Annotated in this window: 27 protein-coding genes and 2 pseudogenes; 18 read left to right on the top strand and 11 right to left on the bottom strand. The window is 69.8% G+C overall.

The window, feature by feature from the left end; translation table 11 throughout:
* Positions 1-483, top strand: a pseudogene (locus ACFVYA_RS41970) (histidine kinase); the annotation flags it as partial.
* On the opposite strand, the gene ACFVYA_RS41965 reads toward ACFVYA_RS41970, so the two are convergent.
* Entirely contained in the window at positions 425-1,156 is a 732-nt protein-coding gene (locus ACFVYA_RS41965) for a polysaccharide deacetylase family protein (protein WP_285993239.1), read from the bottom strand. The pseudogene ACFVYA_RS41970 and the gene ACFVYA_RS41965 overlap by 59 nt on opposite strands.
* Positions 1,157-1,280: 124 nt before the next feature.
* Here ACFVYA_RS41965 and ACFVYA_RS41960 point away from each other — a divergent pair, with 124 nt between their 5' ends.
* A complete protein-coding gene (locus ACFVYA_RS41960) occupies positions 1,281-1,487 on the top strand; it encodes a helix-turn-helix domain-containing protein (RefSeq protein ID WP_199191314.1) in 207 nt (68 codons plus the stop codon).
* Entirely contained in the window at positions 1,487-2,146 is a 660-nt protein-coding gene (locus ACFVYA_RS41955; RefSeq protein ID WP_387053140.1) for a Clp protease N-terminal domain-containing protein, read from the top strand. The genes ACFVYA_RS41960 and ACFVYA_RS41955 overlap by 1 nt, the downstream gene beginning before the upstream one ends.
* A gap of 11 nt (positions 2,147-2,157) precedes the next feature.
* On the opposite strand, the gene ACFVYA_RS41950 is transcribed toward ACFVYA_RS41955, so the two are convergent.
* From ACFVYA_RS41950 to ACFVYA_RS41940, 3 genes are all read right to left on the bottom strand, one after another.
* Positions 2,158-2,577: a DUF4279 domain-containing protein gene (locus ACFVYA_RS41950; RefSeq protein ID WP_387053138.1), complete on the bottom strand. Its 420-nt coding sequence runs from the start codon at positions 2,575-2,577 to the stop codon at positions 2,158-2,160.
* A 144-nt stretch (positions 2,578-2,721) separates the two neighbouring features.
* Positions 2,722-3,405 carry a response regulator gene (locus ACFVYA_RS41945; protein WP_387053136.1) on the bottom strand — a complete coding sequence of 228 codons (684 nt, stop codon included), beginning with the start codon at positions 3,403-3,405 and terminating at the stop codon, positions 2,722-2,724.
* A 58-nt stretch (positions 3,406-3,463) separates the two neighbouring features.
* Positions 3,464-4,615, bottom strand: a complete 1,152-nt coding sequence (locus ACFVYA_RS41940) for a sensor histidine kinase (RefSeq protein ID WP_387053134.1) — start codon at positions 4,613-4,615, stop codon at positions 3,464-3,466.
* Between the two features lie 153 nt (positions 4,616-4,768).
* On the opposite strand from ACFVYA_RS41940, the gene ACFVYA_RS41935 reads away from it, so the two are divergent.
* Positions 4,769-5,671: a helix-turn-helix domain-containing protein gene (locus ACFVYA_RS41935; protein ID WP_387053132.1), complete on the top strand. Its 903-nt coding sequence runs from the start codon at positions 4,769-4,771 to the stop codon at positions 5,669-5,671.
* Positions 5,672-5,746: 75 nt separating this feature from the next.
* The gene (locus ACFVYA_RS41930; RefSeq protein WP_387053130.1) at positions 5,747-6,136 is read left to right on the top strand and encodes a hypothetical protein; all 390 of its coding nucleotides are present in this window, start codon (positions 5,747-5,749) and stop codon (positions 6,134-6,136) included.
* Here the strand turns inward: ACFVYA_RS41930 and ACFVYA_RS41925 are convergent.
* Positions 6,133-6,408 carry a hypothetical protein gene (locus ACFVYA_RS41925; RefSeq protein WP_387053128.1) on the bottom strand — a complete coding sequence of 92 codons (276 nt, stop codon included), beginning with the start codon at positions 6,406-6,408 and terminating at the stop codon, positions 6,133-6,135. The two genes, ACFVYA_RS41930 and ACFVYA_RS41925, sit on opposite strands and share 4 nt — an antisense overlap.
* 458 nt (positions 6,409-6,866) lie before the next feature.
* Here ACFVYA_RS41925 and ACFVYA_RS41920 point away from each other — a divergent pair, with 458 nt between their 5' ends.
* Entirely contained in the window at positions 6,867-7,757 is an 891-nt protein-coding gene (locus tag ACFVYA_RS41920) for a hypothetical protein (protein WP_387053126.1), read from the top strand.
* Between the two features lie 37 nt (positions 7,758-7,794).
* Here ACFVYA_RS41920 and ACFVYA_RS41915 read toward each other — a convergent pair whose 3' ends face one another.
* Positions 7,795-8,277, bottom strand: coding sequence for a hypothetical protein (locus tag ACFVYA_RS41915; protein ID WP_387053124.1), 483 nt, complete (start codon positions 8,275-8,277; stop codon positions 7,795-7,797).
* Positions 8,267-8,779, bottom strand: coding sequence for an RNA polymerase sigma factor (locus tag ACFVYA_RS41910; RefSeq protein WP_285993225.1), 513 nt, complete (start codon positions 8,777-8,779; stop codon positions 8,267-8,269). The genes ACFVYA_RS41915 and ACFVYA_RS41910 overlap by 11 nt, the downstream gene beginning before the upstream one ends.
* Before the next feature lie 339 nt (positions 8,780-9,118).
* Between ACFVYA_RS41910 and ACFVYA_RS41905 the strand changes: the two genes are divergently transcribed.
* The 3 genes from ACFVYA_RS41905 (at position 9,119) to ACFVYA_RS41895 (ending at position 11,359) form a co-directional block, all read left to right on the top strand.
* On the top strand, positions 9,119-9,679 hold the full coding sequence (locus ACFVYA_RS41905) for a hypothetical protein (RefSeq protein ID WP_387053122.1): 561 nt from the start codon (positions 9,119-9,121) through the stop codon (positions 9,677-9,679).
* Between the two features lie 362 nt (positions 9,680-10,041).
* Positions 10,042-10,992 (top strand): hypothetical protein, encoded by a 951-nt coding sequence (locus tag ACFVYA_RS41900; protein ID WP_387053120.1) that lies wholly within the window; start codon positions 10,042-10,044, stop codon positions 10,990-10,992.
* Positions 10,993-10,999: 7 nt separating this feature from the next.
* Positions 11,000-11,359 (top strand): GntR family transcriptional regulator, encoded by a 360-nt coding sequence (locus ACFVYA_RS41895; protein ID WP_387053118.1) that lies wholly within the window; start codon positions 11,000-11,002, stop codon positions 11,357-11,359.
* A gap of 234 nt (positions 11,360-11,593) precedes the next feature.
* Here ACFVYA_RS41895 and ACFVYA_RS41890 read toward each other — a convergent pair whose 3' ends face one another.
* Positions 11,594-12,247 carry a DUF6355 family natural product biosynthesis protein gene (locus tag ACFVYA_RS41890; RefSeq protein ID WP_387053116.1) on the bottom strand — a complete coding sequence of 218 codons (654 nt, stop codon included), beginning with the start codon at positions 12,245-12,247 and terminating at the stop codon, positions 11,594-11,596.
* Between the two features lie 214 nt (positions 12,248-12,461).
* Between ACFVYA_RS41890 and ACFVYA_RS41885 the strand changes: the two genes are divergently transcribed.
* Positions 12,462-13,721, top strand: a complete 1,260-nt coding sequence (locus tag ACFVYA_RS41885) for an IS110 family transposase (protein ID WP_387053114.1) — start codon at positions 12,462-12,464, stop codon at positions 13,719-13,721.
* A gap of 276 nt (positions 13,722-13,997) precedes the next feature.
* Here ACFVYA_RS41885 and ACFVYA_RS41880 read toward each other — a convergent pair whose 3' ends face one another.
* Positions 13,998-14,717 carry a TetR/AcrR family transcriptional regulator gene (locus tag ACFVYA_RS41880; RefSeq protein ID WP_387053112.1) on the bottom strand — a complete coding sequence of 240 codons (720 nt, stop codon included), beginning with the start codon at positions 14,715-14,717 and terminating at the stop codon, positions 13,998-14,000.
* Between the two features lie 121 nt (positions 14,718-14,838).
* Here ACFVYA_RS41880 and ACFVYA_RS41875 point away from each other — a divergent pair, with 121 nt between their 5' ends.
* Together ACFVYA_RS41875 and ACFVYA_RS41870 are read left to right on the top strand one after the other, a co-directional pair.
* Positions 14,839-15,561 carry a hypothetical protein gene (locus ACFVYA_RS41875; protein WP_387053110.1) on the top strand — a complete coding sequence of 241 codons (723 nt, stop codon included), beginning with the start codon at positions 14,839-14,841 and terminating at the stop codon, positions 15,559-15,561.
* 302 nt (positions 15,562-15,863) lie between these two features.
* Complete coding sequence (locus tag ACFVYA_RS41870; protein ID WP_387053143.1) at positions 15,864-16,229, top strand: methyltransferase family protein; 366 nt, start codon at positions 15,864-15,866, stop codon at positions 16,227-16,229.
* A 220-nt stretch (positions 16,230-16,449) separates the two neighbouring features.
* Here ACFVYA_RS41870 and ACFVYA_RS41865 read toward each other — a convergent pair whose 3' ends face one another.
* Complete coding sequence (locus tag ACFVYA_RS41865; RefSeq protein WP_387053108.1) at positions 16,450-17,256, bottom strand: NAD-dependent epimerase/dehydratase family protein; 807 nt, start codon at positions 17,254-17,256, stop codon at positions 16,450-16,452.
* A 23-nt stretch (positions 17,257-17,279) separates the two neighbouring features.
* Positions 17,280-18,089 (bottom strand): IclR family transcriptional regulator, encoded by an 810-nt coding sequence (locus ACFVYA_RS41860; RefSeq protein ID WP_103338629.1) that lies wholly within the window; start codon positions 18,087-18,089, stop codon positions 17,280-17,282.
* 159 nt (positions 18,090-18,248) lie between these two features.
* Here ACFVYA_RS41860 and ACFVYA_RS41855 point away from each other — a divergent pair, with 159 nt between their 5' ends.
* The 6 genes and pseudogenes from ACFVYA_RS41855 to ACFVYA_RS41830 form a co-directional block, all read left to right on the top strand.
* Entirely contained in the window at positions 18,249-19,757 is a 1,509-nt protein-coding gene (locus ACFVYA_RS41855; protein ID WP_387053106.1) for a sodium:solute symporter family protein, read from the top strand.
* Between the two features lie 50 nt (positions 19,758-19,807).
* The gene (locus ACFVYA_RS41850) at positions 19,808-20,743 is read left to right on the top strand and encodes a 5-dehydro-4-deoxyglucarate dehydratase (protein ID WP_387053104.1); all 936 of its coding nucleotides are present in this window, start codon (positions 19,808-19,810) and stop codon (positions 20,741-20,743) included.
* Positions 20,743-21,999 carry a glucarate dehydratase family protein gene (locus ACFVYA_RS41845; RefSeq protein ID WP_387053102.1) on the top strand — a complete coding sequence of 419 codons (1,257 nt, stop codon included), beginning with the start codon at positions 20,743-20,745 and terminating at the stop codon, positions 21,997-21,999. The genes ACFVYA_RS41850 and ACFVYA_RS41845 overlap by 1 nt, the downstream gene beginning before the upstream one ends.
* 4 nt (positions 22,000-22,003) lie before the next feature.
* Entirely contained in the window at positions 22,004-23,134 is a 1,131-nt protein-coding gene (locus tag ACFVYA_RS41840; protein WP_387053100.1) for a hypothetical protein, read from the top strand.
* A 15-nt stretch (positions 23,135-23,149) separates the two neighbouring features.
* Positions 23,150-24,604, top strand: coding sequence for an aldehyde dehydrogenase (NADP(+)) (locus tag ACFVYA_RS41835; protein ID WP_387053098.1), 1,455 nt, complete (start codon positions 23,150-23,152; stop codon positions 24,602-24,604).
* A gap of 278 nt (positions 24,605-24,882) precedes the next feature.
* Positions 24,883-25,416: pseudogene (locus ACFVYA_RS41830) on the top strand (hyaluronate lyase); the annotation flags it as partial.

The raw sequence follows: 25,416 nt of genomic DNA, 5'->3' as shown, positions 1-25,416 counted from the left end.
GCCGCGCGCCTCGACACCCTGCTGGCCGCGGGCCGAGGCGCCCTCACGCTCGTCCGCCGCACGCTGGACGACCTGCGTGACGACGCCGAGCGCGGCCCGGACCTCGCCGAGGTGCTGGCCCGGCTCCGCACCGCGGGACTGGTCCTCGACCGCGACCCGGTGCTGCCCGCGCTGCCGCGCCCGGTGCGGGAGCTGGCCGAGCGGTTCGTCGCGGAAACGGCGGTGAACGCCCTGCGCCACAACGGTCCCGGCGTCCGGCTACGGCTCGACGTCGATGCCGGCGACCGGCTGACGATCACCGCGCGGAACACGCTCAAGGGAACATCGTCCGGAGGCGACGGCCACGGGCTGGCCGGGCTCGCGGAGCAGGCCGCGGCGGCCGGGGGCACGCTGAGCCACGGGCCGCGCGGGGGTGAGTGGGTCGTCAGCGTCGAGCTGCCAGCAGCTGCGACACGGTCACGAACCGGTAGCCGCGCTGCTTGAGCCCGTCGAGGATCGGTCCGAGCGCCTGGCGGGTCTGGTCGCGCGCCGGGTACATCGCGTGCAGCAGCACGATCGAGCCCGGCCGGACCTGGTCGACGGTGGTCCGCACGAGGGCGGCCGCGTCGGGGCTGCCTTCTGAATCCGGCTCGACGTCCCAGGTGATCGTGGTGCGGTGGTGCTCGGCGAGGTAGTGCGGGAGGGCGAAGAGCTTCTTGCCGTTCGGGGGCCGGAAGAGGATTTCGCCGGTGTAGCCGGCTGCCCGGATGAGCGCGTCGGTCGCTTCGACCTCGTCGGCCACCCAGGACGGCGTCACGCCGATCATGCGGTCGTGGGAGAAGCTGTGGTTGCCGATTTCGTGCCCGGCGGCGGCGATGTCGTGCGCGAGGTCCGGGTGCGCGGCGATGTCCCGGCCGATGAGGAAGAAGGTCGCGGGCACCTGACGGCTCTTCAGCGTGTCCAGGACCGGGCGGGTGCCCGCGGGATCGGGCCCGTCGTCGAAGGTGAGGGCGACCAGCTTTTCGCCGGTGTCGACGCGGTTCACGAGGGTGCCGGAGAACTGGAACGTCCGCGAGTCGGCGACCTGGAGCAGCGCGTACCCGGCCCCGAGCACGACGACCAGCACGCTTGCCACGACGAGCGTCCACTTCCGGGCGCGGCGGGATTTCAAGATCATGGCCGTCACCCTGGCGGTGGTCCCGGGACGCGGGAAGCCGCGAAGGTACCAGTACCAAGGGGCCGGGATGTCAGCATATGTTGACGACCTGGTCGAGTCAGCATATGCTGACGCAGTGAGCCTGATGACCGATTTCGAGCACACCGTGCGCAGCTCCGACCCGGACATCGCGCTGCGGGCGGTCGCGCGGCTGCGACGCTTGGCCGAGCAGCTGGAAACCGAGCAGGTGGCGGCGGCCCGGCGAGCCGGCTGGTCGTGGCAGGACATCGCCGACCGGCTCGGCGTCACCAAGCAGACCGTGCACCGCAAGCACCGCGGCCGGGAGGGCTGATGTTCAAGGGGGATCATCCGGCGGTCGGCCAGGCGTTCCGCCGCGCCGGCGAGCTGGCACGAGAGTTCGGGCACGCCCGCGTCGGCAGCGAACACCTGCTGCTGGCCCTCACGGAGGGCCCCCTGGCGGGGCTCGCCGGGATCGAGCGGGCGGTTCGGGAGGCGGCCCCGGACGGCGCCGGCGTGGCCGCCGACCGCGAGGCGTTGAACGTGCTGGGCATCGATCTCGGCCCGCTGCCGGCGAAACTGGCGGACCGGCCGGTCAAGGCGCCCCTGTTCCCGCTGGGAGCGGGGAAAGCCAGGCGCCGGTGCGCCCGGGCGGTACCGCCGATCGGCCTGGACGTCCAAGCGGCCTACGCGGCGTCGCTGCGCCTCGCCCTCGCCCGCCGGGAACGCGAGCACCGCATCGAGCACGTCGCGCTGGTGCTGTTCGCGCTCGATCCCGGCGCCGACTGGGCAATGCGCACGGCCGGCGCCGACCGCCGGGAACTGCTCGCCCGCCTGGCATCGGCCTACCCACCGCCGCGGCGCAACCGGCTGCTGCGGGCCGAACGCCGCCTGGGGCGGCAGGCCCGCTGCCGCGACATCGTGCGCGGCTACCAGCACACGACGGGCCGCGCGGCGGTCACCCCGTCGGCACTGGCCGCCCTGGTGCACTGAAAGCGCCGGTGTCAGTCGTCGTCACCCATGACGTCCAGGAGGAGATCACCGGGCACCGCGAGCAACCGCTGGAGAAGCGGCCGGTCAAGCTCGATAGCGTGTTCGGTCGCCTGCGACGCCGCCAAGCAGAACCAGTCGGCCACGTACCCCTGAGTGGTCAGCTGCCACAAGGCTTCAGCCTTCGGCTCGAGCCGGTCGAGAAGCAGGTGAAGGTGATCGGCGAGCTCGCGGTCGGACGGCAAGTCCGACGACAGCATCCACAGCGACACCCGGCGGATGGCCGCCGAACGACGCCCTACCCGGTCTCCGGCCTCGAACGAATGTGTCGGCTCCAAGCCAAGAAGCCGAGTCACCGTCGCAGCGCTTCCGCCTTGGTCACCGGAGAGCCGGAACGTCGCACCTGTCCGCACCGCGGCATCATCGCGCAGCAAGTGGCCCGCCGCGAGGCGAATTCGTGCGAGCTGAGCACGCTGTCATCGGCTACTTGCGTGCGTTGCCCGTGTAGGTGGTGTGCCGGAGGCTGTAGCTGCTTGAGCGGCGCCACTCTTCGCAATGCCCTGGCGGCCGCACACTCGTTACGGTGTCTCGACCGCTCCCGGCACGACCAGTCCCGACTCGTAGGCCATCACGACGGCTTGCGCGCGGCTGCGGAGGTCGAGTTTCGTCATCACCCGGCTGAGATGTGTTTTCACGGTGCCCTCGGTGATGGCGAGCCGCTGCGCGATGTCCGCGTTGGTGATCCCGGTGCCGACCAGCCGCAGAATCTCGCATTCACGATCAGTGAGCATGCCGAGCCGGTTCCGCAGCGCGCCGGAACGTCCCAGCGGGGCGCGGTGCCGTACGTACGTTTCGATCAGCCTTCGCGTGAGGACGGGGGCGAAGAGCAGGTCGCCGGCGGCGACGGTGTGGATCGCCGACAGCAGCCGGGCCGGTTCGGCCTCTTTGAGCAGGAATCCCGCGGCTCCGGCGGCGAGGGCGTCGTAGAGGTATTCGTCGAGGTCGAAGGTCGTGAGGATGAGGATCCGCGGCGGCTGTTCGGCGGCGCCGTCGAGGATCCGGCGGGTGGCGGTGATCCCGTCCAGGCCCGGCATGCGGACGTCCATCAGGATGACCTCGGGGCTGGTGGCCGCGGCACGGGCGATGGCCTGTTCGCCGTCGGCGGCCTCACCGACCACGTCGAGATCCGGCGCCGCGTGCAGCAGGGCCGCCAGGCCGGCGCGGACCAGCGGCTGATCGTCGACGACCAGTACGGAGACCATGTGGAGTCGTCCTCCCCCGGTGGGACTCTTCCGATGCGGAACGGGTTTCGCTCACCGATCAGGGATACGGGATGCTCAGCTGCACGGCGAACCCGCCGTCGGGTCGTGCTCCCGTGGTGAGAGTCCCACCGTACAGCCTCGCGCGCTCCCGCATTCCGGTGAGCCCGAATCCACCGGTGCCGGTTCGCGCACGCTCGGGCCCGTCGTCGAGGACCGTCGCGTGGATCGCTCCCGGCTCGCGGCGGACCGTGATTTCGGCCCGGCACCGGCCGGCGTGCTTGATCACGTTGGTCGTGGCCTCCTGGACGACCCGGTACACGGCCAGCTGCAGACCCGAGGGCAGGCTTTCCAGATCGCCGGAGGTGTGCAACGCGACGTCGACCCCGGCCGCCTCGGCCCGTTGCGCCAAGCCCGGCAACAGGTTCAGCCCCGGCGCGGGTGCGGGTGCGCCGTCGGCATCTTCCAGATCCGACTCGCGCAGCAGCACCAGCAGGCGGCGCATCTCGTCGAGCGTTTCCCGGCTGGTGGCGCCGATCGTGTCCACCGCTGTCCGCGCCGTCTGCGGGTCGGTGTCGAAGACGTAACCCGCCAGGCCCGCCTGCATCGAAATCATCGACATGTGGTGCGCGACGACGTCGTGCAGTTCCCGCGCGATCCGGAACCGCTCCTGCACCACCGCCTGTTCGATGTGCTGCCGTTGCTCGTATTCCAGCTGTGTGGTCGCTTCTGCGAGCTGCCGGTTCCGCTGCTCCAGCTGCCGGGAGACGTTGCCCAGCGCCCACCCCACCGCGGGAACGGCGACCGCCTCGGCGATGATCGCGACCAAAGGCCCTCGCATCGCGAAGCCGCTGGCGACCATCACCCCCGCCATCACCCCGGCGCCGATCGCCGTCACCCTGGGCGGTTTCAGCCCGGCGACACTGTAGAAAGCCACGAGCGGGCCCCACAGGTGCAAGCCCGCAAGGTACCCGCCCGCCGCGTAGATCACGTACGCCGCCGACGTCACGAGCAGGACGGCCATCGGCGCCGCGCGGCGGGCGGCGAGCGGGAGGCAGATCACCCCGGTCAGCACGTAAGCCCACCAGTCGAAGGGCTGGTCGCCCTCGCGCCGGAACAGCGCGCCGACGAGACACATCATGGCGAGCTGCGTCAAGGCCAGCGCCAGGTCCCCGGCGCGGGTATCCCCTCGCACGAAGATGATCCGGTGCACCGGCCGACACTAACGATCCCCGCGGCCGTGCGCATCCCCCTCCGGCATACCCCCGTGGTTGACGCGCAACCCGGACCTGCTGCCGTCGTCATAGCCGGATCTCTTACCGGCGCGGGACGATCCGGCGTCTTGATCTCCGTAGCGTTCTCGGCCATGCGAGTTCAGATCAGGCACGGCCTCACGGCCGCCGGTGTGTGGGAAGTCGTGTCCTGGCCGCCGCACCCGCGGCTGCGGGGGCAGGTACTCGGCTACCGCGGCTGCCGCCTCGGCATGGAGGTGCCGCGGCGGCGGCTGGAACTCCCGGTGGACGTGGTCACGATGTTCCTCGGCTTCGGCGAGCCGCTGCGGTTCCGGGGTGCCGGGACGCACGTGATGTCTCCGGCCACCGCCGTCTCACCGGTCGCGGGACCGCACGAAGGCGCGGTGATCAGCGAACATTCGGGCCGGCTGTCCGGTATCGAGGTCTCGATGACGTCGCTCGCCGCGTTCACGTTGTTCGGTCTGCCGGTCGACCAGCTGGCCAACCGGATCGTCGACCTCACGGAACCGTGCGGCTTCTCGGCTCCGGTGGTCGCGGGCGCGTTGGCTGCCCTGCCGGACTGGCCGGAGCGGTTCGCGCTACTGGACGAACTGCTCCTGGACCGGCTCGACGCGGGCCCGGCCTGGTCACCGCAGGTCGAGCACCTCTGGCAGCGGCTCCGGCGCAGCCGGGGACGGCTGGCCATCTCGGCGCTCGCGGCCGAAGTCGGGTGGAGCGGACGGCACCTGGAAAGCCGCTTCCGGCAGCAACTCGGCCTTCCCCCGAAGCGGCTGGCCCGGATTCTCCGGCTCCAGAACGTGCTGCACCTGCTGACCGCCGGGAACCGGCCCCTCGCGCAGGTCGCCGTGGATTCCGGCTACTACGACCAGGCGCACCTCGGCACCGATTTCAAGGCCCTCACCAGTTGCACGCCCGCGGAATTCCGCCGCATCCGCGCGGGAGCACCGGTTATGCAGGCGCTGCTGACCGATCGGCTGGCCGGACACGTCACCAGCGCGCCCCTTGCCGTGCACTGAGTTCGGTTTTTTCCAAGACCGGCCGGACCGCGCCACCGCACACTGACCCGACACGACGACGAAGGGAAAAGAAACATGAAGGTTGTCAGACAGGCGCTCACCACGGCGATGGCGACGATCGCGTTGGGCGCGGCGCTGACGGTGGGCGGCGGCGCCGCGGCGTCAGCCACCACCGAGGCGTGCCCCGGAAGCCCGAACCACGACGCCAACGGTGAGGGATACGGGCTTGTGGTCGGGGTCCACAGCCTGCGGACAGGGCCCTCCGTTGAATGCAGCGCGAAGAACAATCTGCCCTCTGGCACCAAGGTCTGGCTCTGGTGCTACGTAACCAACAGCTCCCACCACACATGGTGGTGGGTCCGCGAAGCGGACCAGGCGAATTCCGGCTGGATGTACGAAGGCAACATGACCGTCTACGAATACGACGACAACGGGAACGGCCACTGGGATGCGCGCCACTGCTAGGAAGACTCCGGTCTGACCAGGTGGGCCTGGGCGTACTTGCGGAACGCCGCGACCAGGCGGCTGCGGTCGTCGGCGCGGGTGGCCAGTACGACGTGGGACGGATCGACGCCGTCGAGGGGGATCGCGGGGAGGTCGGGCCGGAGGGCGCGGATGTCGTGGCCGGCGAAGATGGCCACGGCCTCCCCGGCGGCGACGACTTCGAACTTGTCCTCGACGGCGTCGATGAGGCGGCCGCCCGCCGCGGGACGGCTATCTCCTCTCCCGTCTGTCATTCGGGCCCGCACCGGCTGGTCCGCGGCGGTGTTGCCCCCGCAGGTGCGCCCGACCCGGCGGAAGCACGAGAAACCCTTGGTGCGCCAGCAGTGCAACCTGCTTGAGCGCGATCGTATGTTCACCGACCCGCCTCTTCGACGAGACGGAGCGTCTCGAACTGCCCGTCATCGAGGTCGACCCGAGGGGCAACGCCTTGGGGTACAACGCATCGGTATTCGTCACACTCGGCACCCGCAAGGCTTCGTGCTCCCTCCACCGGGGAAGGCGTTCGGTGTGAAAGTCGTTCACTCGTCCAGTCGATTGTTGACTCCGGGCATCGGGGAGCAGACTCGGAAGCCGGTCGCGGGCGGATTCGCCCGTAAGGGGGGACTCGGGGGGTTGTTCGCTTTCTCTTGTGCTGCCCGGCTCCGCCGTGTCGCGGCCGTTCGCATTCAAGCACGTCGTCAAGGGGAGAAACGTGTCTCGATCATGGAGAACCACCGCGCGGCGCGCCGGTCTCGCGGCCGTGCTGGCCGTGGTGCTCGGCGCCGGCCTGACCACGGGAGTCGCCGGTGCGGCGCCGGGGCAGGGGAAACCGTCCGCGCCCGCGAACATCAACCCGGCGAAACGGCCGGTGCTGGACCCGGCGAAGATCAAGCGGGAGCAGGCGCCGCCGTTGAGCAAGGCGGAAATGCGGGCGCAGGCCTACGACTGGGTGGCCGAGGACGGCGATTCGCGGGTGGCGTGCTTCACCGCGGACGGCAAGCTGTCCGGCGTCGCGGAACTCGACCGCGCCGATTCGGGACCGCTGGCTGCGGCGAAGTCGACGCAGCTGTGCGCGCGGGCGTGGCCGAAGAGCAAGCCGGCGCTGGATGTCCCGCCGGTGCGGCCGCAGGACCACTCCCTCGGCCACCACTGGGCGCACAACGGCCTGGCTCACTCGCAGATCTACTTCGTCGACCACACCGGCGCGAAATGGCCGGTGACCACCGCGACGTACAAGTGGAACGAAGCGCAGGGCGTCGACTCCTACTACGAATCCAGCTGCCCGGGCAGCTGGCTGCACTGCGTGAACGTCAGTGAATACAACGCCAACGACGGGATCTACGGGGTCACGTACTTCCCGAACGGCTGGGATTCCGCGGGGCACAACTACGAGGGCGTCTACGTGCAGTTGAACAACTTCACGGTGACCACCTCGACCCAGGCCCGCAAGAGCACGCAGCACGAGCTCGGGCACGTCCTCGGGCTGGCCCACCGGTTCGACAACTCGAGCTGCATGACGCAGGGAGAGGCACCGCCGATCAACTCGCTGCCGGACGCGCACGACTTCGACGAGCTGTACCAGATCTACAACCACGGCAACTGATCGCGGCACCGGTCGCCCGCCGGGGGCGGGCGGCCGGTCAGTCGCAGAGGTGCTTGAACCCCGTCGCCCCGGGACGGGCCCGGAACCGCACCTCGTGCCCGCGGGCGTCGTGGAAGACGGCGGCGTCCGGCGGGTACAGCGTCACGGTGCCGTGCTGGTACGGGTCGTCCCAGCCCGCGGGCGCGCTGCGGGCCGGGCCGCTCAGCGGCGTCTCGGCTTCGAAGTAGGTGTTGCCGACCTTCGCTTCGTCGACTCCGCAGTGAGTCAGCAGGGCGAAGGCGAACGACGGCGGCGCCGTGGTGCGCGGCGGAGTCGATACGGCGAGCGTGGCTGGGGGAGGGTCGGGCCGGCTGAGCGCGAAGGCCACTGCGCCCGCCACCACGACGACGGCGGCCGCGACGGCGGCGACGGGCACCCAGCGGCGTCGCCTCGGCAGCTCCGGTTCGGTGTCCGGGACGTCCACAGCGGACGCCAAGGCGGCGAAGGCGCGCCGCAGCCGGTCCTCGATTTCAGTGCCCATCGGGTCCTCCGAGCAGGTCTTCGAGCTTGGCCAGGGCGCGGGAGGCGCAGGTCTTGACCGTCCCGCGGGAGACGGCGAGCGTCCGGGCGATCTCGGCCTCGGACAGGCCGGACCAGTACCGCAGCACCAGCACTTCCCACTGCCGGCGCGGTAGCTGCCGGACCGCGGCGAGCACTCTCCGGTGCTCTTCGGCGAGCAGCAGCCCGGCGTCGGCGGCCGGCAGTGCCTCAGGTTCGCCGACCCGCAGGTGCCGCCGGACGGTGGCGCGGCGCCGGTGCGCCGACCGGGCCCCGTTCACCACCGAAACCCGCAGGTACCCGGCGGCGGCCGCCGGGTCGGCGAGCACGGGCCAGCGCCGGTGCAGCGCGACGAAGGCATCCTGGACGACGTCCTCGGCCTGGCTGGTGTCCCCGAGCAGCAGCACGGCCAGCCGCAGCAGATCGGACCGGTGCCGGCGGAACAAGTCCGCGACCGGCCCCTCCGTGCGCGTTTCCGGCGGCACGCCGGACCACCTCCCCTGTCGACGTTCTACGTATTACACGCCAAGGGACGGGCCCGGGTTGACCTCACCCGAAAAGGGTAGAGATGGTCGCCCAGCCGTGCCCCGGTTCGGGCGAGCGCCCGCCGGCCTCGCCGTTAGCCTCCGCCGCGTCGGAGACGAGCGCGGGCCCGGCGTGACCGGCGGCGAGTTCACCGAGGCGTGGATGCCACCCGGGATTACCCTCGACGGCCGGCCGTGCCCGAACGATCGGTCAGCGGCATGAGCGCGCGTTGTCGTCATAGGACTCGCGAGTGCGACCGGCTGGATGCGTCGGCGCGGTGAGACCTGGATAATCTGTCGGTGTCGTATTTTGACATCCGGGGCTATCAGCCTCGTTGGCTGAGCGGGCGCCAAGCCATCACCATCGCCCATGGCCGGCGGCTGCGCGCGTTGGTCGGCCGTCGCCTGCGCCGTGCCTGGTTGCTGTGGGACCTCGACGCCGACGAATGGTTCGCCGATGGCCCGGTCCTGCTGGACTTTGACGGTGAGCAGACCGAGGTCAACCACTACAAGTTCGACGATCTGTCGATCACCTGGAACACGATCGACCCCGTCGGGCAACCCACCTGGACCTCTGGCGACTGGGGGCATCCTGACGACTGCGTCTTCCACCTCAGCTGGCGCCACGACGCGGTGCCCGAGTTGCTGGCAGTACAGGACCAGCGGCTCCACGCCGTTGAACTCCTCCAATGGACCACGCCGAACACGCCCAAATCCCACGGCGGCACCTATGAGGGTTCCGTCGCGGTCAGCTTCGTCTTCGAGACCGGCCGGATCACGATCGTCAACGCCCTCGACGAAAACGTGCTCGAGTTCGGCGCACCGCACGCCCACTGGAAGTGTCACCCGCTGCACAGGTGAAGGTCGCTGCGGACACGAGCCGTCTCGCCGCACGGGTGGGTCGGGATAGATCCTTGCCAGCGGAGCCGGTTGCCGCATTGGCCCCAACGGTGATCGTGATGGACGATGTCGAACTGACCGGTCGCGACCACTATCGGCGGGCCTCGAACTGACTTCGCCCGATGCGGTCAAGTTCCCGGCCATCCGACACACTCCTCGGCATGAGCGCGCCTTGCGTACCCGCTGCAGTGCACTTGACAAGTGCCGCGCGGCCGTCGCCTAATGGTGTCACTTGTTACGCTACTTTAGTAACAAATGGGGTGGTGGCGGTGAACGTTCGAGGGTGGGCGGGAAGCGGCAGGGTCAGGCGGCTGTGGCTGACCATGGCTCCGATCGTGTGTGCGGCGGCGGTGCCGTGGCTGCTGGTCACGGTCTACGAGGATCGCTTGCCGGATCACGCGTACGTGGAGGGCTGGTCGCGGGTGGGGCCGCAGTACGCCTACCTCGCTCCGACGTGGTCGTCGTGGAGTGCCGGATGGCTGTACTGGCTGCTGAGCGCAGCCCTGTTCGGGGCGGTGTTCTGGCGGATACGGCACTGGCCGCACCTGCAACGGATAGCGGTCGCGGCCAGTTGGACGGCCAGCACGACGACCGCCGTCGAGGCGGCCTGCGACGTGCTCGCCGTGCTCGACGTGGAGGGTTATCCCGGCCGGCCGATGGCGTGGTGGTACGACATGCTGCCGCCGGTGGTGGGGCTGCTCGGTGGCGTCGTGGGATGGTTCCTGGCCGGCCCGGTGCCGGCGTTGCCGGAAGCGGCCGAGGCTCCTCCGGCGGACCTGCCGGCCCGGCACCTGGGTCGGACGGAACGGGCGATGTTCAGCGAAGTGGTGTGGTCGGTCAAAGCCCGGGTGGCCGGCCTGGTGTTCCTGTTGTGTGCGCCAGTGGCGCTGCTGGCGCTGTACGAGCCCGGCGGCGCCGTGATGCTGTTGGCGCTGGGACTGTTCATGGTGTTGCAGGCCAAGGCGAGGATCCGGATCGACAGCGTCGGCGTGCTGGTGGCCCTGCCCCTGCTCGGCCGCGCGCAACGCCGTGTGTCCTACGAGTACGTGCGGCAGGCCGAGATCGCCGAGCGTGCCCCGGCCGCGGGCTGGGGACTTACCGAGAACAAGCGGTGCCGTGGGTACGTCACCGGGCGCCGGCGGCCGGTGCTGATCCTGCGGCTGACCGGCGACCGGCCCTTCGTCGTCAGTCTCCGCGACGCGGCGACCGCCGTTGCGCTGGTCAACGGCGAGCTGGCACGGGACCGGACCACCGGTACGACAACGGGAGCCTGACCCGCCGATGCTGATTTCCATCGACCCGTCCTCGCCGTGGCAGCTTGCCGACCAGGTCGCCCAGTCGGTCCGGGCGGGCATCGCCGACGGCTCGATCCGACCGGGCGACCGCTTGCCCCCGGCCCGGGAAGCCGCCACCGCGCTCAATGTCGGCCTGCACACGATCCTGCGCGGATACCAGCAACTGCGCGACGAGGGGCTGGTCGAACTGCGCCGAGGACGCGGAGCCATCGTCACCGAAGCCGGCAATTCCTTACGTGCCCGCACCGACCAGCTGGCGCGCGACTTCACCGCCGCGTGCCGTCACCTCGGCCTCACCGCGGACCAGACACTGGACCTGGTCCGCAACGCCCTCAGGCGCTCCTGAACCCTGTCACCGCTTGCCCGCTCATCGTTCTGCTCGAAGTGGTGGTGCCCTCCTTGCTGACATTGACACGTTGAGGCAAGGGAGAACCTCCTGCCGGTGAACCTCGGTATGGATCCGCACAGACGGTCGGCCACGATCGAGGTGATCAATGAAGTCGGCGATCCACTCACGGCTGGCGCGGACGAGGTTGGATACGCCGAAATGCTATGTCAATCGGACAAATGTTCAAGTCGATTACCTCGGTGGCGCAGTGCAGCCGTCGCCGCCTGCGTACTCGGCGCCCGTGATGAAGGCTTTCCGGCCGATATCCGTGACCCCCGGACTGACGCAGAGAGTCTTGTCCGGAGCAAGCCTGATGGCAATCTTGATCTTGTATGTCGCATCGGAACAGTTGTCGTAGTACGCGTAGGGGTTTCCGGTTCCTTGGAGGAGATGTCCGCAGGGTGCTGCGATTGCCGGAGCACCGGTGGTCACGACCGCGGCGGCGGCCAGAGTTATGACGACGCCGAATGTTCGCAAGGTGGTAAGCGCAAACTCTCCTTTGTGTCCGGCTCCGGCGGAGCCTGATTTCGGTATATCTCTCGTTGCCATGTTCGACTCGGGGGAATGGTGTAGCCAAAACTTCCCAGGTGTGCTGGCGGTAGTTTGAGACGGGCGGCGATGCGTGGAACGCGTCGGCATTGATTGCAGGTCCGCCTCGGTATCGAGATCGACTTCGGTGCAGCCACAATCCAGGTTCAACCCGGCCAGCTCGGCGATCGCAGGATCTTCAGGTCCTTCCAGCAGCAGGCTGACCGCGACATCCGGCCAGTCGCCCGGCTGCAGGCAACCGAGGGATTCGGCTGCCCTCGCCACCAGAAGCGCGGTGCGCAATGAAGCATTGTCCACCTAACGACCCTGACGTCCGATCGTCGGCATAGACAGATGTTCTGCGTGTCGGTGCTCGACGTGGGAACGTCCCCTGATGCGCTTGTCGGGCTTGGTGTCCCATCGCATGAGGAGGACGTTCATGGGTAACAGTAGTGGGATCTCCCGGGGTGACCGCAACCGCAACACCCGATTGGCCCGGCTCCGCGCGCTGGTCCCCGCCCAGAATGCGATCGTGGGCATCGACCTCGCCGACAGCAAACAGATGGTCGTTGTCACTGACCACGACTCGAAAGTACTGGCACGTAAAACCTTCCGCTGCCGCGCTTGGGATCTCGGGATTGCCTTGGACTGGGCAGCCCAGCGAGCCCGCACGGCTGGCCACTCGGCGGTCACGGTGGCATGTGAGCCGACCGGACACCGGTGGCGGGTGCTGGGCCAACTTGCCGCCGACCGTGGCATGCCGTTCGTCTGTGTCCAACCAGCGATGACCTCCTGGTCCCGGCGCGCTGAAGACCTCACCCACGACAAGACTGACGAGAAAGATGCCGTGCTGATCGCCCGGCTGACCGCGCAACTTCGCTGCTATATCCCCGAACCAGTCGACGAGACCTGGGGCAGGCTGCGCCACCTCGGTGCCCGCCGCGAACAGCTGATCGTCGACATGACCAGCCAGATCCAGCAGATCCGGGCCCTGCTCGAATGCGTTTGGCCCGCCGCCCTGGACACCGCCCGCCAACCCTTCCGATCCCGCACCTGGGCAGCAGCGATGCGCGTGATCTGCGACCGCGACCACGGCGAGCTGATCCGGACCCGCCGTCTGGGCCTGGCCCGCTTCGAACACCTCGTCCGCCGCGAGATCACCCGCCGCGGCGGTCAGAAACCATCGTTGCGGATCGTGCGCAACCTGTTCACGGCGCTCGGGGACCCGCGCGGGGTGATCGCCCACCGCGCCGGCGCGCTGGAACGGGTGCATCTGCTGCTGGCCGACTGGGCCGAGGACCAGCGTCGACTCACCGACACCGAAAACCGGATGCTCACGGTGCTCGACGAGCTGCGGCTGAGCGACCTGGTCACCTCCATCGTCGGGCTGTCGGCGATCGGAGCGGCGGCGATCCTGGCCGAGACCGGTGACCTCACCCGGTTCACCTCGGCTCGCGCTGTGGTCAAACACGCCGGCCTCGCACCCCGGGAGAAGACCTCCGGCACCTTCACCGGACGAACCAAACTCACCGGCCAGGGCCGACCCAGCCTGCGCTTGGCCGCCTGGCGCGCGGTCTGGGGCGCCCAGCGCGCCAATCCCGTCTACGCCGCCCGCTACCAGCACCTGACCAGCCGCGCCGAGAACAAGCTCACCCCGACCCAGGCGCAAGCTGTGATCGCCGCGAGCATCCTGCGCCACCTGCACGCCGTGATCACCACCGGCTGCCGATGGGACCCCCAGATCGCAACACACGGCACCCGAATCACCACCTCGTCGGCTATCGCTGCCTGAGCGAGGCGGTCACCAAGCAGGCGGTCGGGGCGAGCCCCACGCGGCATGGAGACACACATCGTGATCTCGACGCTCATCATGGGCAGCCCCGTCCGTCGTCGAACCAACCCGATTACACGTTGCTGGGATCACCCCCATGACCGCTATGCAGGGACCGACGACGGACGAGGCACCGACCAACTGCTTGACACAGAACGCCTTACGCTGATGAGCGGACGTTGGTGTGGGGTCGATGTGGTCAGGGTGCGGCGCCGGCAAGACATTCGGGATGTGGCGCTACCGGGCTGACGGCCGTAGCGGTGAGTCCGACCCGCTGGCCGCTGTGCGGGAGGCTTGCTGGGGCATCCGGCTGAGGCCGTCGAGGATGAGGTCGAGTCCGAACTCGAATTCGTCGGCGAAGGCGAACCCGGTCTTTGCCAGTTCGGTGACCACCTCGGCGAGGTAGGGGTAGTCCTCGAGTTCCGACGGCTTCCGGTCGACGACGGCTTTTTGCCGCCGCGCGGCTTCCGCCGGGATGTCGCCGGCGAGGGTCTTCTCCTGGAGGGCGAACCCGTAGACGTAGGCGTCCATCAGGTTGTACGCGTGCACGGCCATGCGGAAGGGAAAGCCCGCGTCACGGCGGAGGCACCGCATCACGGCGTTGTGGTGGTGCAGGTTCGCCGGTCCTGGGGTACCTGTCTCCATCCGGCCGACCGCCCACGGATGACGGAGCAAAGCCTGCCGCATCGATGCCGCGCGGCGGTGCATGGCGGTCCGCCAGTCGACGTCGACGGGGACCTCGACCTCGGCGAAGACCAGGTCGACCATGCCGTCGAGGAGCTCGCGCTTGTCCGCCACGTGCTTGTAGAGCGCCATGGGCACGACGCTCAACTGGGCCGCGAGCCTGCGCATGGTCAGGGCCTCGAAGCCGCCTTCATCCGCCAGTTCGACGGCAGCGCCCAGCACTTTGGCGCGGTTGAGCCGCTCCCGGCCGCCGGCCGCGGCGGTGTCCTGCATCGGGTCCTCCACCTTCTGACCGGTGGCCCGGTCTTGACAGGTGTACATCGTACGCCTAGCTTGGGCTCGGTAGAGGTGTACGTTGTACACCTCGGTTGAATCCCTTTCGGAGGAGCAAGGCATGAGTGCCACGCCAAGACCCGGCAAGACGAAGCAGTTCTCCATGGCGCCCGGCGAACGGGGCCTTTCGCGGGCCGCCGGAATCGCTGCCGCGATCGCGGGGGCACTGTTCATCGCGGTCCAGGTCGGCCACCCGGCCATGGACGTCTCGCTGGTCACCACCACCGACTGGGCCGTGCGCGGCACGGCGAAGGCGCTCATGGCCGCGCTGGCGCTCGTCGGCATCACCGGCATGTACCTGCGTCAAGTCCGGCAGACGGGAATTCTCGGCTTCCTCGGCTACGTCTTGTTCGCCGCCGGCTACCTGCTGATGTTCAGCATCGAGGTGGTCGCCGCCGCCGTTCTGCCCGCGCTGGCAGCCACGGCGCCCGGCTATGTCGCCGACGTCCTCGCCGTCGCCTTCGGCGGCACCGCAACCCATGACATCGGCGGCATGCAGACCGTCATCGCGGTCAGCTCCGTCGGTTATCTCGCGGGGGGCTGCCTGTTCGGCATCGCGTTGTTCCGGGCGCGCGTCCTCGCCCGGTGGGCGTCGGCGCTGCTTGCCGCGGGCACCGTCGCCACGGTCGCGCTCGCGGTGCTCCCGGAGTCGTTCAACCGGCTGTTGGCCGTTCCGACCGGAGTAGCGTTGATCGGCTTGGGCATCTCGCTGTGGCGGGCCCGACCAGCCACGGGCAGCGACAACTCGGCGCCTCCCACTGTGGAACACGCCGCCGCGCGATGATCATCGATGTCCCCGCCACCCGCACTGCGCGGCGGGGATGAGGCAGGATCCCGGCCCCATGACTCACGCTCGTCGGCATGAGCGCGCACTCAGGTCGGCACCCGGCTGCCGGTGGTGACGTGCGGTGTTTCGGTGTGACAATGCCGCTGTGCTCGCACCATTCGGAGAGCTTTCGGACGTGGCCAGGGCCGTCCTGGTCATCGGCGCCGGCGCCTTCGCGACGGGCGAACTGGTGCAGGCGTTCCGCGCGCGTCACTGAGGCGAAACTCGTCGATGTCCGCGCGGAGGTCCTCTTCCGGGTGATGTTCTTCGTCGCGATTCTGCTCTGGCCGGTCGGCCGCGCGATTTGTCCGGCTGCCGGCATCGGCGGAGCGTGGCTGTTCCCGCTCGGGACCGTGATCGTGTGGCTCGGGCTGCTCCTGCGCTGGTGGTCCTTCGTCAGCCTGGGAGAGTTGTTCACCGTAACGGTGCGGACGAACGAACAACAGCTCGTCGTGGACCGTGGTCCCTACCGAGCCCTGCGTCATCCGAGCTACACCGGCCTGCTGGTCATCTTCTCCGGCGGTGGCCTGATCGCGGGCAATTGGGTCAGTGCTGCGGGTGCCCTCGCGGTGTTGCTGGTCGCGTTGATCTACCGCCTCCGCATCCGAGGAACGCGCCCTCGATGAAGCGCTGGGCGATCGCTACCTCCGGTTTGCCGAGAACCGGGCCCGGCTCGTTCCCTTCGTGTGGTGACCTGATGACAGATCGGCCGCCCATCGGCAGAAGCGGACGTTCTGGTGGCTCGCCCTCGATTCGACGTCGGAGGTGCTCCCGAAGCGCTTTGCGCGCAGCGTCGCCGGCGGCCCCGAGAGGGCGGAGCCACCTCGGAGCCACCGAAAGCGGGCGTCAGAGCGGGTTGAACACGCCCAACGGCGCGGTGCAGAACGGGCCGCCGACGTACTCGGCCGCCGGTCCTGTCGGCGCCGGGCGAGAAGCCAGCTGGTCCGCGTACACCTCTGCGTCGTCCAGGGACTTGTAGCCCAGGGCCTCTGCCTCCGTCAGCGAGTAGATCCGGCGCGTGTTGTCCGAGACGCCCCAGATCAGCCGATATCCCGGCGAAGGCGCCGAAAGGCATGCCTCGAACAGCCGGGCGCCGTCGTCCGGGGACAGCCACGTCGTCAGGCCGCGGGGGCCCAGGGGCAGCGGTGTCTCGAAGCACGATCCGATCCGGATCACGATCACGTCCATGCCGAAGCGGGAGTGGTACAGGCTGCCCAGTGCCTCGATCGCCGCTTTGCTGACCCCGTAGAACGTGTCCGGTCGCGGTGAAGAGTCCGCCGGGAGGTCGGAATCGATGCGGCGGAAGCCCACCGCGTGGTTGCTCGACGCCAGGATCACCCGCTGGATCCCGGCGGCCCGCGCCGCCTCCAGGACCGTCTGCGTCCCGTTGATGTTGACGTCCAGGGTCGCTTCCCACGAGTTCTCGCGGCTGTGCCCGCCCAGGTGGATCAGCGCGTCGACGCCTTCGCACGCTTCCGCCATCGCCGCCGGGTCGGTCACCGAGGCCGTCACGATCTCCTCGGAGGCGTCGGACGCCGTCTGCGGGGCCAGGTCGAGCAGGCGCAGCACCCGGCCCGGGCGCCGCAGGCGGGGGCGCATCAGGGTGCCGACGACTCCCGCCGACCCGGTGATGAGCACGCGCTGGTCCGTCATGGGGTTCCTTTCACACAAAAGGGTTAACGGATGCCGGCCCGGCGCAGCTGCTGCCCGAGCTCGGCGGTGGTCTCGGCGAGCAGTTCGCCGACGCGGCGGGCGTCGTCGTCGGTCACCTGGGCGATGGGCATCGAACAGCTGATCGCGTCGGTGCCCGGGATGCGGTAGGGGATCACCGCGGCGACGCACCGGACGCCCAGCGTGCCTTCCTCGACCTCGGCGGCGTACCCGCGCTCGCGGGTGGCGGCGAACTCGGCGTGCAGGCCTTCGAGCGTGGTGATGGTGTTCGGCGTCAGCGCGGTCAGCGTCGCCGGCATCAGCGCCTCGATCTCGTCGTGCGTCAGCTCGGCCAGCAGGGCCTTGCCCAGCGCGGTCGCGTGCGCGGGCAGCGTGCGCCCGACGCGGGAGACGAGGTGCGTCGACCGCTGCGACTCCCGCGTCTCCAGGTAGACGACCTCGGTGCCGTTGCGGCGCGCGAAGTGGGCGGTGAAGCCGGTCTTCTCCCGGATGCGCTCCAGCGCTTCGGTGGCGAACGGGACGACGGCGTCGCGGTCCAGGTACGCCGTGCCGCAGATCAGCGCGCGGACGCCGAGGCGGTAGCGGGCGGTGTTCGCGTCCGCCTCCAGCCAGCCGGCCTCCAGCAGCGTCCGCAGCAGGCCGTGCAGCGACGAGCGCGGGAAGCCCGTGCGCGCGTGCAGGTCCGACAAGGACAGCCAGACGTCGTTCGCCGCGAAGGTCTCGATGAGGTCGACGGCCCGCCGTGCGGACTTGACGCCCGAACTCTCGGCGGGGGCGCCGTCGGCCGCTGCCGGGTTGTCCACCTTCTGCGGCATTTGTGCGCCTCCGTCCGGCCGTTGACTTGTGACCCCGGCCATATTAGCGTCCCGAACAACGTTCTTATGGATGAACATAATCACTATAACAGACTCCGTTCATGGATGTGAACATCTCATTCGAGACCGCATCATCGTGGACGCGGAAGGGAGCCTGCGGTGCACGCACTCGACTGGGCGATGGTCTGCGCGTATTTCGCGCTGATGATCGTGATCGGCTGGTGGTCGCACAAGAGAGTCAGCGACGTCAAGGACTTCTTCACGGCCGGCGGCAAGATGCCGTGGTGGCTGGCGGGGATCTCCCACCACATGTCCGGCTACAGCGCCGTGCTCTTCGTCGCGTACGCGGGCGTCGCGTACACCACCGGCGTCACCGTGTACTTCTGGGGCTTCGCCAGCATCGGCATCGGCGTGGGCATCGGCAGCTGGCTGTTCGCCGCCCGCTGGAACCGGTTGCGCTCGAAGCTCGGCGTCGCCTCACCGCTGGAGTACCTGGCCAAGCGGTACAACGTGCCGACGCAGCAGGCGCTGGCCTGGAGCGGCAGCCTGCTGAAGATCTTCGACATCGCGGCCAAGTGGTTCGCCGTCGCGACGCTGCTGCACGTCTTCGCCGGGCTGGACTACAACCTCGGCATCCTCATCACCGGCGCGGTCACCCTGGTCTACTGCACCATCGGCGGCCTGTGGGCCGACGCGCTCACCGACTTCGGCCAGTTCGTCATCCAGGCCATCGCCGCGATCGTGATGATCGTCGTGGTGCTGGGCAAGCTGGGCGGGATCTCGGCGCTCTGGACGATGTGGGACAAGCTGCCCGAAGGCCACGTCGACCCGGTGACGTCCAAGTACACCACCATCTTCCTGCTCGTCTACGTGCTGGTGAAGACGCTGGAGTACAACGGAGGCATGTGGAACCTGGCGCAGCGGTACATGGCCGCGCCCAACACCCACGAGGCCAAGCGCAGCGCGCGGCTTTCGTCCGCGCTGTACCTGCTGTGGCCGCTGGTGCTGATGTTCCCGATGTTCGCGGCACCGCTGCTCATCCCGGGCGTCAAGGACCCGACGCAGTCCTACGCGATCATGACCACGACGTTCCTGCCGCCGGGCCTGGTCGGCCTGGTGCTGGCCGGGATCTTCTCGCACACCATGGCGATGGTGTCCTCCGACGCCAACGCGATCTCCGCGGTGATCACCCGCGACATGATCCCGGCGATGTTCCGCCGCACCCGGCAGTGGACCGACGTCCAGGGACTGAAGGCCGCGCGGATCACCACGGTGATCTTCGTCGCGCTGACCATGCTGGTGGCCACCCAGGCGCAGAACCTCGGCGGCGTGCTGCAGATCGTCGTCAACTGGGTCGCCGCGCTGATGGGCCCGATCTCGATCCCGCTGCTGCTGGGCATGCTGCCGTGGTTCCGCAAGTGCGGCCCGCGCGCGGCGCTGATCTCCTGGGCGGGCGGCCTGATCGACTACGCGCTGGTGTACTACGTGTTCAAGGCGAACCAGACCGTGCTGGTCGCGACCCCGATCCTGGTTTCGCTGGCGCTCTACATCGGCCTCGGGCTGCTCGCTCCCGAGCGCAGCGCGGCCGCCGATGAGATCGTCGACACCGTGAACCTCGCCGACGACGACGTCGACCGCAAGAAGGAAGGCACGACCGTGCCCGCCTGACGCAGGCCACACCCGGCCGAACCGAAAAAGGACGAGAGAGCAGAAAACTGATGGCACAGAACGAGATCGAGCTGGACGGCCTGCTGGCGTTCCCCCTCACCCCGTTCACCGAGGACCTCGAGGTCAACCTCGACGCGCTCGCGGAGAACGTGGAGAGCCACATCGCGGCGGGCGCCGGTGCGCTGTTCGTCGCGTGCGGCACCGGCGAGTTCAGCTCGCTCTCGCCCGCCGAGCACGCCTCGGTGCTCACCCGGGCCCGGGAGGTGGCCGCCGGCCGCGTCCCGGTCTGGGTGGGCGCCGGGGGCGGCGCGGCGTCGGCGCGGGCCGGCATCGCGGCGGCGCAGGCGGGTGGCGCGGACGGCGTCCTGCTGCTGCCGCCCTACCTGGTCACCGGGCCGTCGTCGGGCCTGGTCGACTTCGTCCGGTACGCGGTGGGGGACTCGTTCGTGCCGGTCATCGTGTACCACCGCGGCACCGGCGTGTTCACCGCGCCGGCCGCGGCCGCACTGCTGGACATCCCGTCGGTCGTGGGCCTCAAAGACGGCTACGGCGACGTCGAGGTGATGACGCGGATCGTCACCACGATCCGGTCGCTGGACACCGAGCGGGCGCGGAACTTCCTGTTCTTCAACGGGTTGCCGACCGCGGAGGTCTCGGCCAAGGCGTATGCCGCGATCGGCGTCGCCCGGTACTCCTCGGCGGTGCACTGCTTCGCGCCGGAGATCGCCCACCGCTTCCACCGCGCGCTCGGCGAAGGCGACACGCGAGTGATGGACGCCCTGCTCACCGGGTTCTACCTGCCGCTGGTGGCGTTGCGGGACGAGACGCCCGGCTTCGCCGTCTCGCTCGTGAAGGCCGCCGCCCGGTTGCGTGGCGACAAGGTCGGCCCGGTCCGGCCGCCGCTGGTCGAACCGACGCCGGAGCAGGTCCGCCGGCTCGAGAAGGTCGTGGAGGACGGCTTCGTGACGCTGAAGGGGCTCGGCTGATGCAGATCCTCGACGTGGTGCTCACCCCGGTCGCCTTCGCGGACCCGCCGCTGCTCAACGTCATGGGCGTGCACGAGCCGTTCGCGCTGCGCAGCGTCGTCCAGGTCCGGTGCGAGGACGGGATCGTCGGGCTCGGCGAGTCCTACGGCGACGACGCCTTCCTCGGCGAGGTGCGCAAGGTGCTGCCGCGGCTGCGCGGCCACGACGTGTTCGACCTGCCCGGCCTGCAGCGGCTGGTCGCCGAAGCGCTGTCGGACACGGTGCTGACCGACGCGCACGGCCTGATCGGCGGCTTCTCCATCCGCAAGACGGTCGCGAGCGTGTACTCGCTGTTCGAGGTCGCCTGCCTGGACGCGCAGGGGCACTTCCTGGGCCGTCCGGTGACCGACCTGCTCGGCGGCCGGGCCCGCGACGCCGTCGAGTTCTCCGCCTACCTGTTCTACAAGTACGGCAAGCACATCGACGGCCGCGAAGACTCCTGGGGCGAGATCACCACGCCCGAGACGCTGGTCGGGTCGGCGAAGCGGATGTTCGACGAGTACGGCTTCCGCTCGATCAAGCTCAAGGGCGGGGTCTACGAGCCGGCCCAGGAGGTCGACGGCGTCCGCGCGCTGGCCGAAGCGTTCCCCGGGCACCCGCTGCGGATCGACCCGAACGGCGCCTGGACGGTCGAAACGAGCATCCGCGTCGCCGAGGAGCTCGACGGTGTCCTCGAGTACCTCGAAGACCCGACGCCGGGCATCGAAGGCATGGCGCGGGTGGCCGAGCGGGCGTCGATGCCGCTGGCCACCAACATGTGCGTGGTCAACTTCGGCGACGTCGAGCCGGGCTTCCGGGCGCGGGCGATCGGCGTGCTGCTGTCGGACCACCACTTCTGGGGCGGCTTGCGCGCCACGCAGGCGTTGTCGGTGACGTGCGAGAGCTTCGGCGTCGGCCTGTCGATGCACTCCAACAGCCACCTCGGGATCAGCCTGGCCGCGATGGTGCAGGTCGCCGCGGCGACGCCGCACCTGACCTACGCCTGCGACACGCACTGGCCGTGGAAGGTCGAGGACGTCATCGAGCCGGGTGTGCTGGAGTTCACCGACGGCGCCGTCGCGGTGCCCACGACCCCGGGGCTCGGGATCACCCTCGACGAGGACGCGCTGGCGAAGCTGCACGAGAACTACGTCCGATGTGGACTGACCAAGCGGGACGACGGGACCTACATGCGGAAGTACGTGCCCGGGTTCGAAGCGAACACGGCGAGGTGGTGAACCGGTGAAGGTGACGGGATACGCCTACCCCTGGGACGTGCTGGAATCCGGTTTCGTTTCGCGGGTCCAGGCGCTCGACGTCGACGAGGTGGCCGTGGCGCTGTCGTACCACAGCGCCCGCGCGGCGACGCCGTGGTCGCCGTCGACCACGGCCGTGGTCGCGCGGCACGCGGCTTTCCACCGCCCGGTGCGCCCGGACGCGTGGGGCACGCTGCGTCCGTCCACTCCGGACTGGGTGTCCGGCGAGGACTCCGGGGGCGACGCCGTCCGGCTGCTCAACGAGGCCGGGATCCCGGCCGCCGCCTGGATCGTGCTGACCCACAACTCCCAGCTCGGCTACGAGCACCCGGACGTCGTGGTCCGCAACTGCTTCGGCGAGGCCTATCCGTGGGCGCTGTGCCCTGCGCAGCCTGCCGTGCGCGAGTACGCGGCGAACGTGACCGCGGAGGCCGTCGCGGGCATGGAGCTGTCGTCGGTGATCCTCGAGGCCTGCGGCCCGCTCGGCGCGGTGCACCAGCACCAGCACGAGAAGACCGACGGCGTGTGGGCGCCCGCGGTGGCCCGGCTGCTGTCGATCTGCTGCTGCGACGCCTGCGCCGCTGCGTGGGACGTCGATGCGGACACCGTCCGGGCCCAGCTCGTCGAGGAGGTCCGGCGGCTGATCGCGACCGGCGACCTGCTTCTGACGGCCGACAACCTGCCGCCGGAGCTGACCCAGATGCTGCTGCGAGTCAGGCAGAAGACGACCGACGAGCTGCGAGCCGCCGTTTTGGCCACGCTGCCGCCGGGCACCCGGATCGTGCTGCACGGCGCGCTCGACCCGTGGGTCACCGGCGCGCTGCCCGGGCTGACGCCGTCCGCGCCGGACGACGTCGACGCGGTCGTATTGTTCGGGTGGGCCCCCGCGACGGGTGCCGAGGCCGTCGCGGCGGCCCGGGAGGCCCTGCCCGAACGGGTCGCGATCGCCAGCTACATCACGGCGGTCGCCGCCGCGCCGGTGCCGGACATCGCCGCGTACGTCGGCGAGCTCGCCAAGGCGGGAGCCGCCGAGCTGCACCTGTACCACCTCGGACTGGCCGGTCCGGGTCGCTGGGACGACCTGGGCACGGCCACCGCCGCCGCCCATGAGAACTGAGGAGCTGCTGTACCGATGAGCCAGGCCACTGACGCCGCCACGCTCGAGAAGATCCTGGCGGGAGCCGCCGAAGCCGCCCGTCCCGCCGCCGAGGCGACCCCGGCCGAACGGGCCGGCTGGTTGACCGCCGTCGCCGACGCCCTCGACGCCGCCGCCGGCGAACTGGTCCCGCTGGCGCACGCCGAGACGCACCTGCCGGAGACCCCGCGGCTGGCCGGCGAGCTGAAGCGCACGACGTTCCAGCTGCGCCTGTTCGCCGAGGTGCTCACCGACGGCGAGTACCTCGGCGCCACCGTCGACCACGCCGACCCGGACTGGCCGATGGGCCCGCGTCCGGACATCCGCCGCGTCAAGACCGCGATCGGGCCGGTGCTGGTGTTCGCGGCGAGCAACTTCCCGTTCGCGTTCAGCGTCGCCGGTGGTGACACCGCCTCCGCGCTGGCCGCGGGCTGCCCGGTGGTCCTCAAGGCCCACCCCGGGCACCCGGAGCTGTCCGCGCAGACCGGCTCGATCGTGCGGGAGGCGCTGATCGAGGCGGGTGCGCCGGCGGCCCTGTTCAACGTGATCTTCGGCCAGGAGGAAGGCGTCACCGCGCTCAAGGACCCGCGGATCGCGGCGGCGTCGTTCACCGGCTCGATCCCCGGCGGGCGGGCGCTGTTCGACATCGCGAACGCGCGGCCGCGGCCGATCCCGTTCTACGGCGAGCTGGGCAGCGTCAACCCGGTGGTGGTCACCGAGGCCGCGATCGCCGCGCGCGGGGAAGCCGTGGCGAAGGGCTACGCCGGGTCGTTCACCCTCGGCGCCGGCCAGTTCTGCACCAAGCCGGGCCTGCTGTTCCTGCCGGAGGACCACGGCCTGACCGACGCGTTGCGCGCGGCCCTGGACGGCGCCGCGGCACAGCCGATGCTCAACGACCGCATCGCTTCCGGATACGCCTCGAAGCTTTCGGCGCTGCGGGAGGTGCCGGGCGTCGAGGTCGTGTCTTCGTCGGCTTCTTCCTCGCCCGCGTTCACCCCGACGCTGCTGGCCACCACCGGCAAGCAGTTCCTCGAGGGCGGCGCCACGGTGCACGAAGAGTGCTTCGGGCCGGCGTCGCTGATCGTCACGTACGCCGACCAGGCCGAACTGCTGAGCCTGCTCGACGTCATCGAACCGGGCCTCACCGCCACGATCCACGGCGAGCAGTCCGACGCGGACTGGATCCGGCCGGTGCTGCCGGCCCTGGCCCGCATCGCCGGGCGCCTGTTGTGGAACGACTGGCCCACGGGAGTGACGGTCAGCTGGGCCCAGCAGCACGGCGGCCCGTACCCGGCCACCACCGCCCCGACGACGACCTCGGTCGGCACCGCGGCGATCGAGCGGTTCCTGCGCCCGGTCGCCTGGCAGGGCTTCCCGGACGCCCTGCTGCCCGAACCCCTGCAGGAGGCCAACCCCTGGCAGCTGCCCCGCCGCACCGACGGCTCCCGCTGACCCGCTGTATTCCCCTGACCCGCGGGGGCGCCCCCCGGTTCCATTCTATCGTCCGGCACCGACAGTTCCCGTTGATCCGGCGCCACCGACCCGCGGGGGCGCCCCCCGTTTCCAGCCTATCGCTCGGCACCGACAGTTTCCGGCCGCCGAGAGCCGTGAAGGCACCTTCAAGGACACCCGTTGTCCCTGAAGGTGCCTTCAGGCAACAAAATCCGCCGCCGCACAACTGAATCCCTTTCCCGCAAGCCAAGGATGTCTTGATCCTGGGAGGCATTGTCATGCCCGTGAACCGGAGAAATGCCCTGCGCGGCGGTGCCCTGGCGGCCGCTTCCACCGTGCTCCTCACCCGTCCGGCCTTCGCCGCGAACGCCGCGGCCACTTCCGCGGCGCAAGCGGCCAGTCCGGTGCCCGCCGCGACCGCGCCGATCGTCGCCGCGTACCGGCAGCTGCAGACCGGCATCAACCGGCCGTCGCCCGAACGCACCGCGGCGCTGGCCAACCTCGGCCGGGTCGCCAAAGCCTACAACGCGAGCCTGTCCGTCGCCGGCGGAGGTGCTCCACTGTGGACGGACCTGCCACTCGGCCCGGGCAGTGACTACACCACCTCGATGTACGCGCGGCTGCGCGCGATCGCCGTCGACTGGGGCACCCCGGGCGGCGCGCTGTCCGGCGACCCGGTGGTGCTCGACCGCGTCAAGGCGGCGCTCGAACTGATCCACGCCAGCCAGTACAACGAGAACGTCGGCGAAATCGGCAACTGGTACACCTACGAAATCGGCATCCCGTACTACCTGCTGCACACGCTGTCGGTG

It is taken from the genome of Amycolatopsis sp. NPDC058278 (genome assembly GCF_042881395.1).
In the GTDB taxonomy this organism is placed as follows: Bacteria; Actinomycetota; Actinomycetes; order Mycobacteriales; family Pseudonocardiaceae; genus Amycolatopsis.
Note: the sequence above shows the minus strand (reverse complement) of the source record. Positions and strands in the feature narration are given on the sequence as shown.

Excerpts from the sequence above, each read along its gene's own strand:
- ACFVYA_RS41965 (WP_285993239.1), bottom strand. The coding sequence starts at position 1,156 with ATGATCTTGAAATCCCGCCGCGCCCGGAAGTGGACGCTCGTCGTGGCA.
- ACFVYA_RS41960 (WP_199191314.1), top strand. The coding sequence starts at position 1,281 with ATGACCGATTTCGAGCACACCGTGCGCAGCTCCGACCCGGACATCGCG.
- ACFVYA_RS41955 (WP_387053140.1), top strand. The coding sequence starts at position 1,487 with ATGTTCAAGGGGGATCATCCGGCGGTCGGCCAGGCGTTCCGCCGCGCC.
- ACFVYA_RS41945 (WP_387053136.1), bottom strand. The coding sequence starts at position 3,405 with ATGGTCTCCGTACTGGTCGTCGACGATCAGCCGCTGGTCCGCGCCGGC.
- ACFVYA_RS41935 (WP_387053132.1), top strand. The coding sequence starts at position 4,769 with ATGCGAGTTCAGATCAGGCACGGCCTCACGGCCGCCGGTGTGTGGGAA.
- ACFVYA_RS41930 (WP_387053130.1), top strand. The coding sequence starts at position 5,747 with ATGAAGGTTGTCAGACAGGCGCTCACCACGGCGATGGCGACGATCGCG.
- ACFVYA_RS41925 (WP_387053128.1), bottom strand. The coding sequence starts at position 6,408 with ATGACAGACGGGAGAGGAGATAGCCGTCCCGCGGCGGGCGGCCGCCTC.
- ACFVYA_RS41915 (WP_387053124.1), bottom strand. The coding sequence starts at position 8,277 with ATGGGCACTGAAATCGAGGACCGGCTGCGGCGCGCCTTCGCCGCCTTG.
- ACFVYA_RS41900 (WP_387053120.1), top strand. The coding sequence starts at position 10,042 with ATGGCTCCGATCGTGTGTGCGGCGGCGGTGCCGTGGCTGCTGGTCACG.
- ACFVYA_RS41895 (WP_387053118.1), top strand. The coding sequence starts at position 11,000 with ATGCTGATTTCCATCGACCCGTCCTCGCCGTGGCAGCTTGCCGACCAG.
- ACFVYA_RS41880 (WP_387053112.1), bottom strand. The coding sequence starts at position 14,717 with ATGCAGGACACCGCCGCGGCCGGCGGCCGGGAGCGGCTCAACCGCGCC.
- ACFVYA_RS41875 (WP_387053110.1), top strand. The coding sequence starts at position 14,839 with ATGAGTGCCACGCCAAGACCCGGCAAGACGAAGCAGTTCTCCATGGCG.
- ACFVYA_RS41870 (WP_387053143.1), top strand. The coding sequence starts at position 15,864 with ATGTTCTTCGTCGCGATTCTGCTCTGGCCGGTCGGCCGCGCGATTTGT.
- ACFVYA_RS41865 (WP_387053108.1), bottom strand. The coding sequence starts at position 17,256 with ATGACGGACCAGCGCGTGCTCATCACCGGGTCGGCGGGAGTCGTCGGC.
- ACFVYA_RS41860 (WP_103338629.1), bottom strand. The coding sequence starts at position 18,089 with ATGCCGCAGAAGGTGGACAACCCGGCAGCGGCCGACGGCGCCCCCGCC.
- ACFVYA_RS41850 (WP_387053104.1), top strand. The coding sequence starts at position 19,808 with ATGGCACAGAACGAGATCGAGCTGGACGGCCTGCTGGCGTTCCCCCTC.
- ACFVYA_RS41845 (WP_387053102.1), top strand. The coding sequence starts at position 20,743 with ATGCAGATCCTCGACGTGGTGCTCACCCCGGTCGCCTTCGCGGACCCG.
- ACFVYA_RS41835 (WP_387053098.1), top strand. The coding sequence starts at position 23,150 with ATGAGCCAGGCCACTGACGCCGCCACGCTCGAGAAGATCCTGGCGGGA.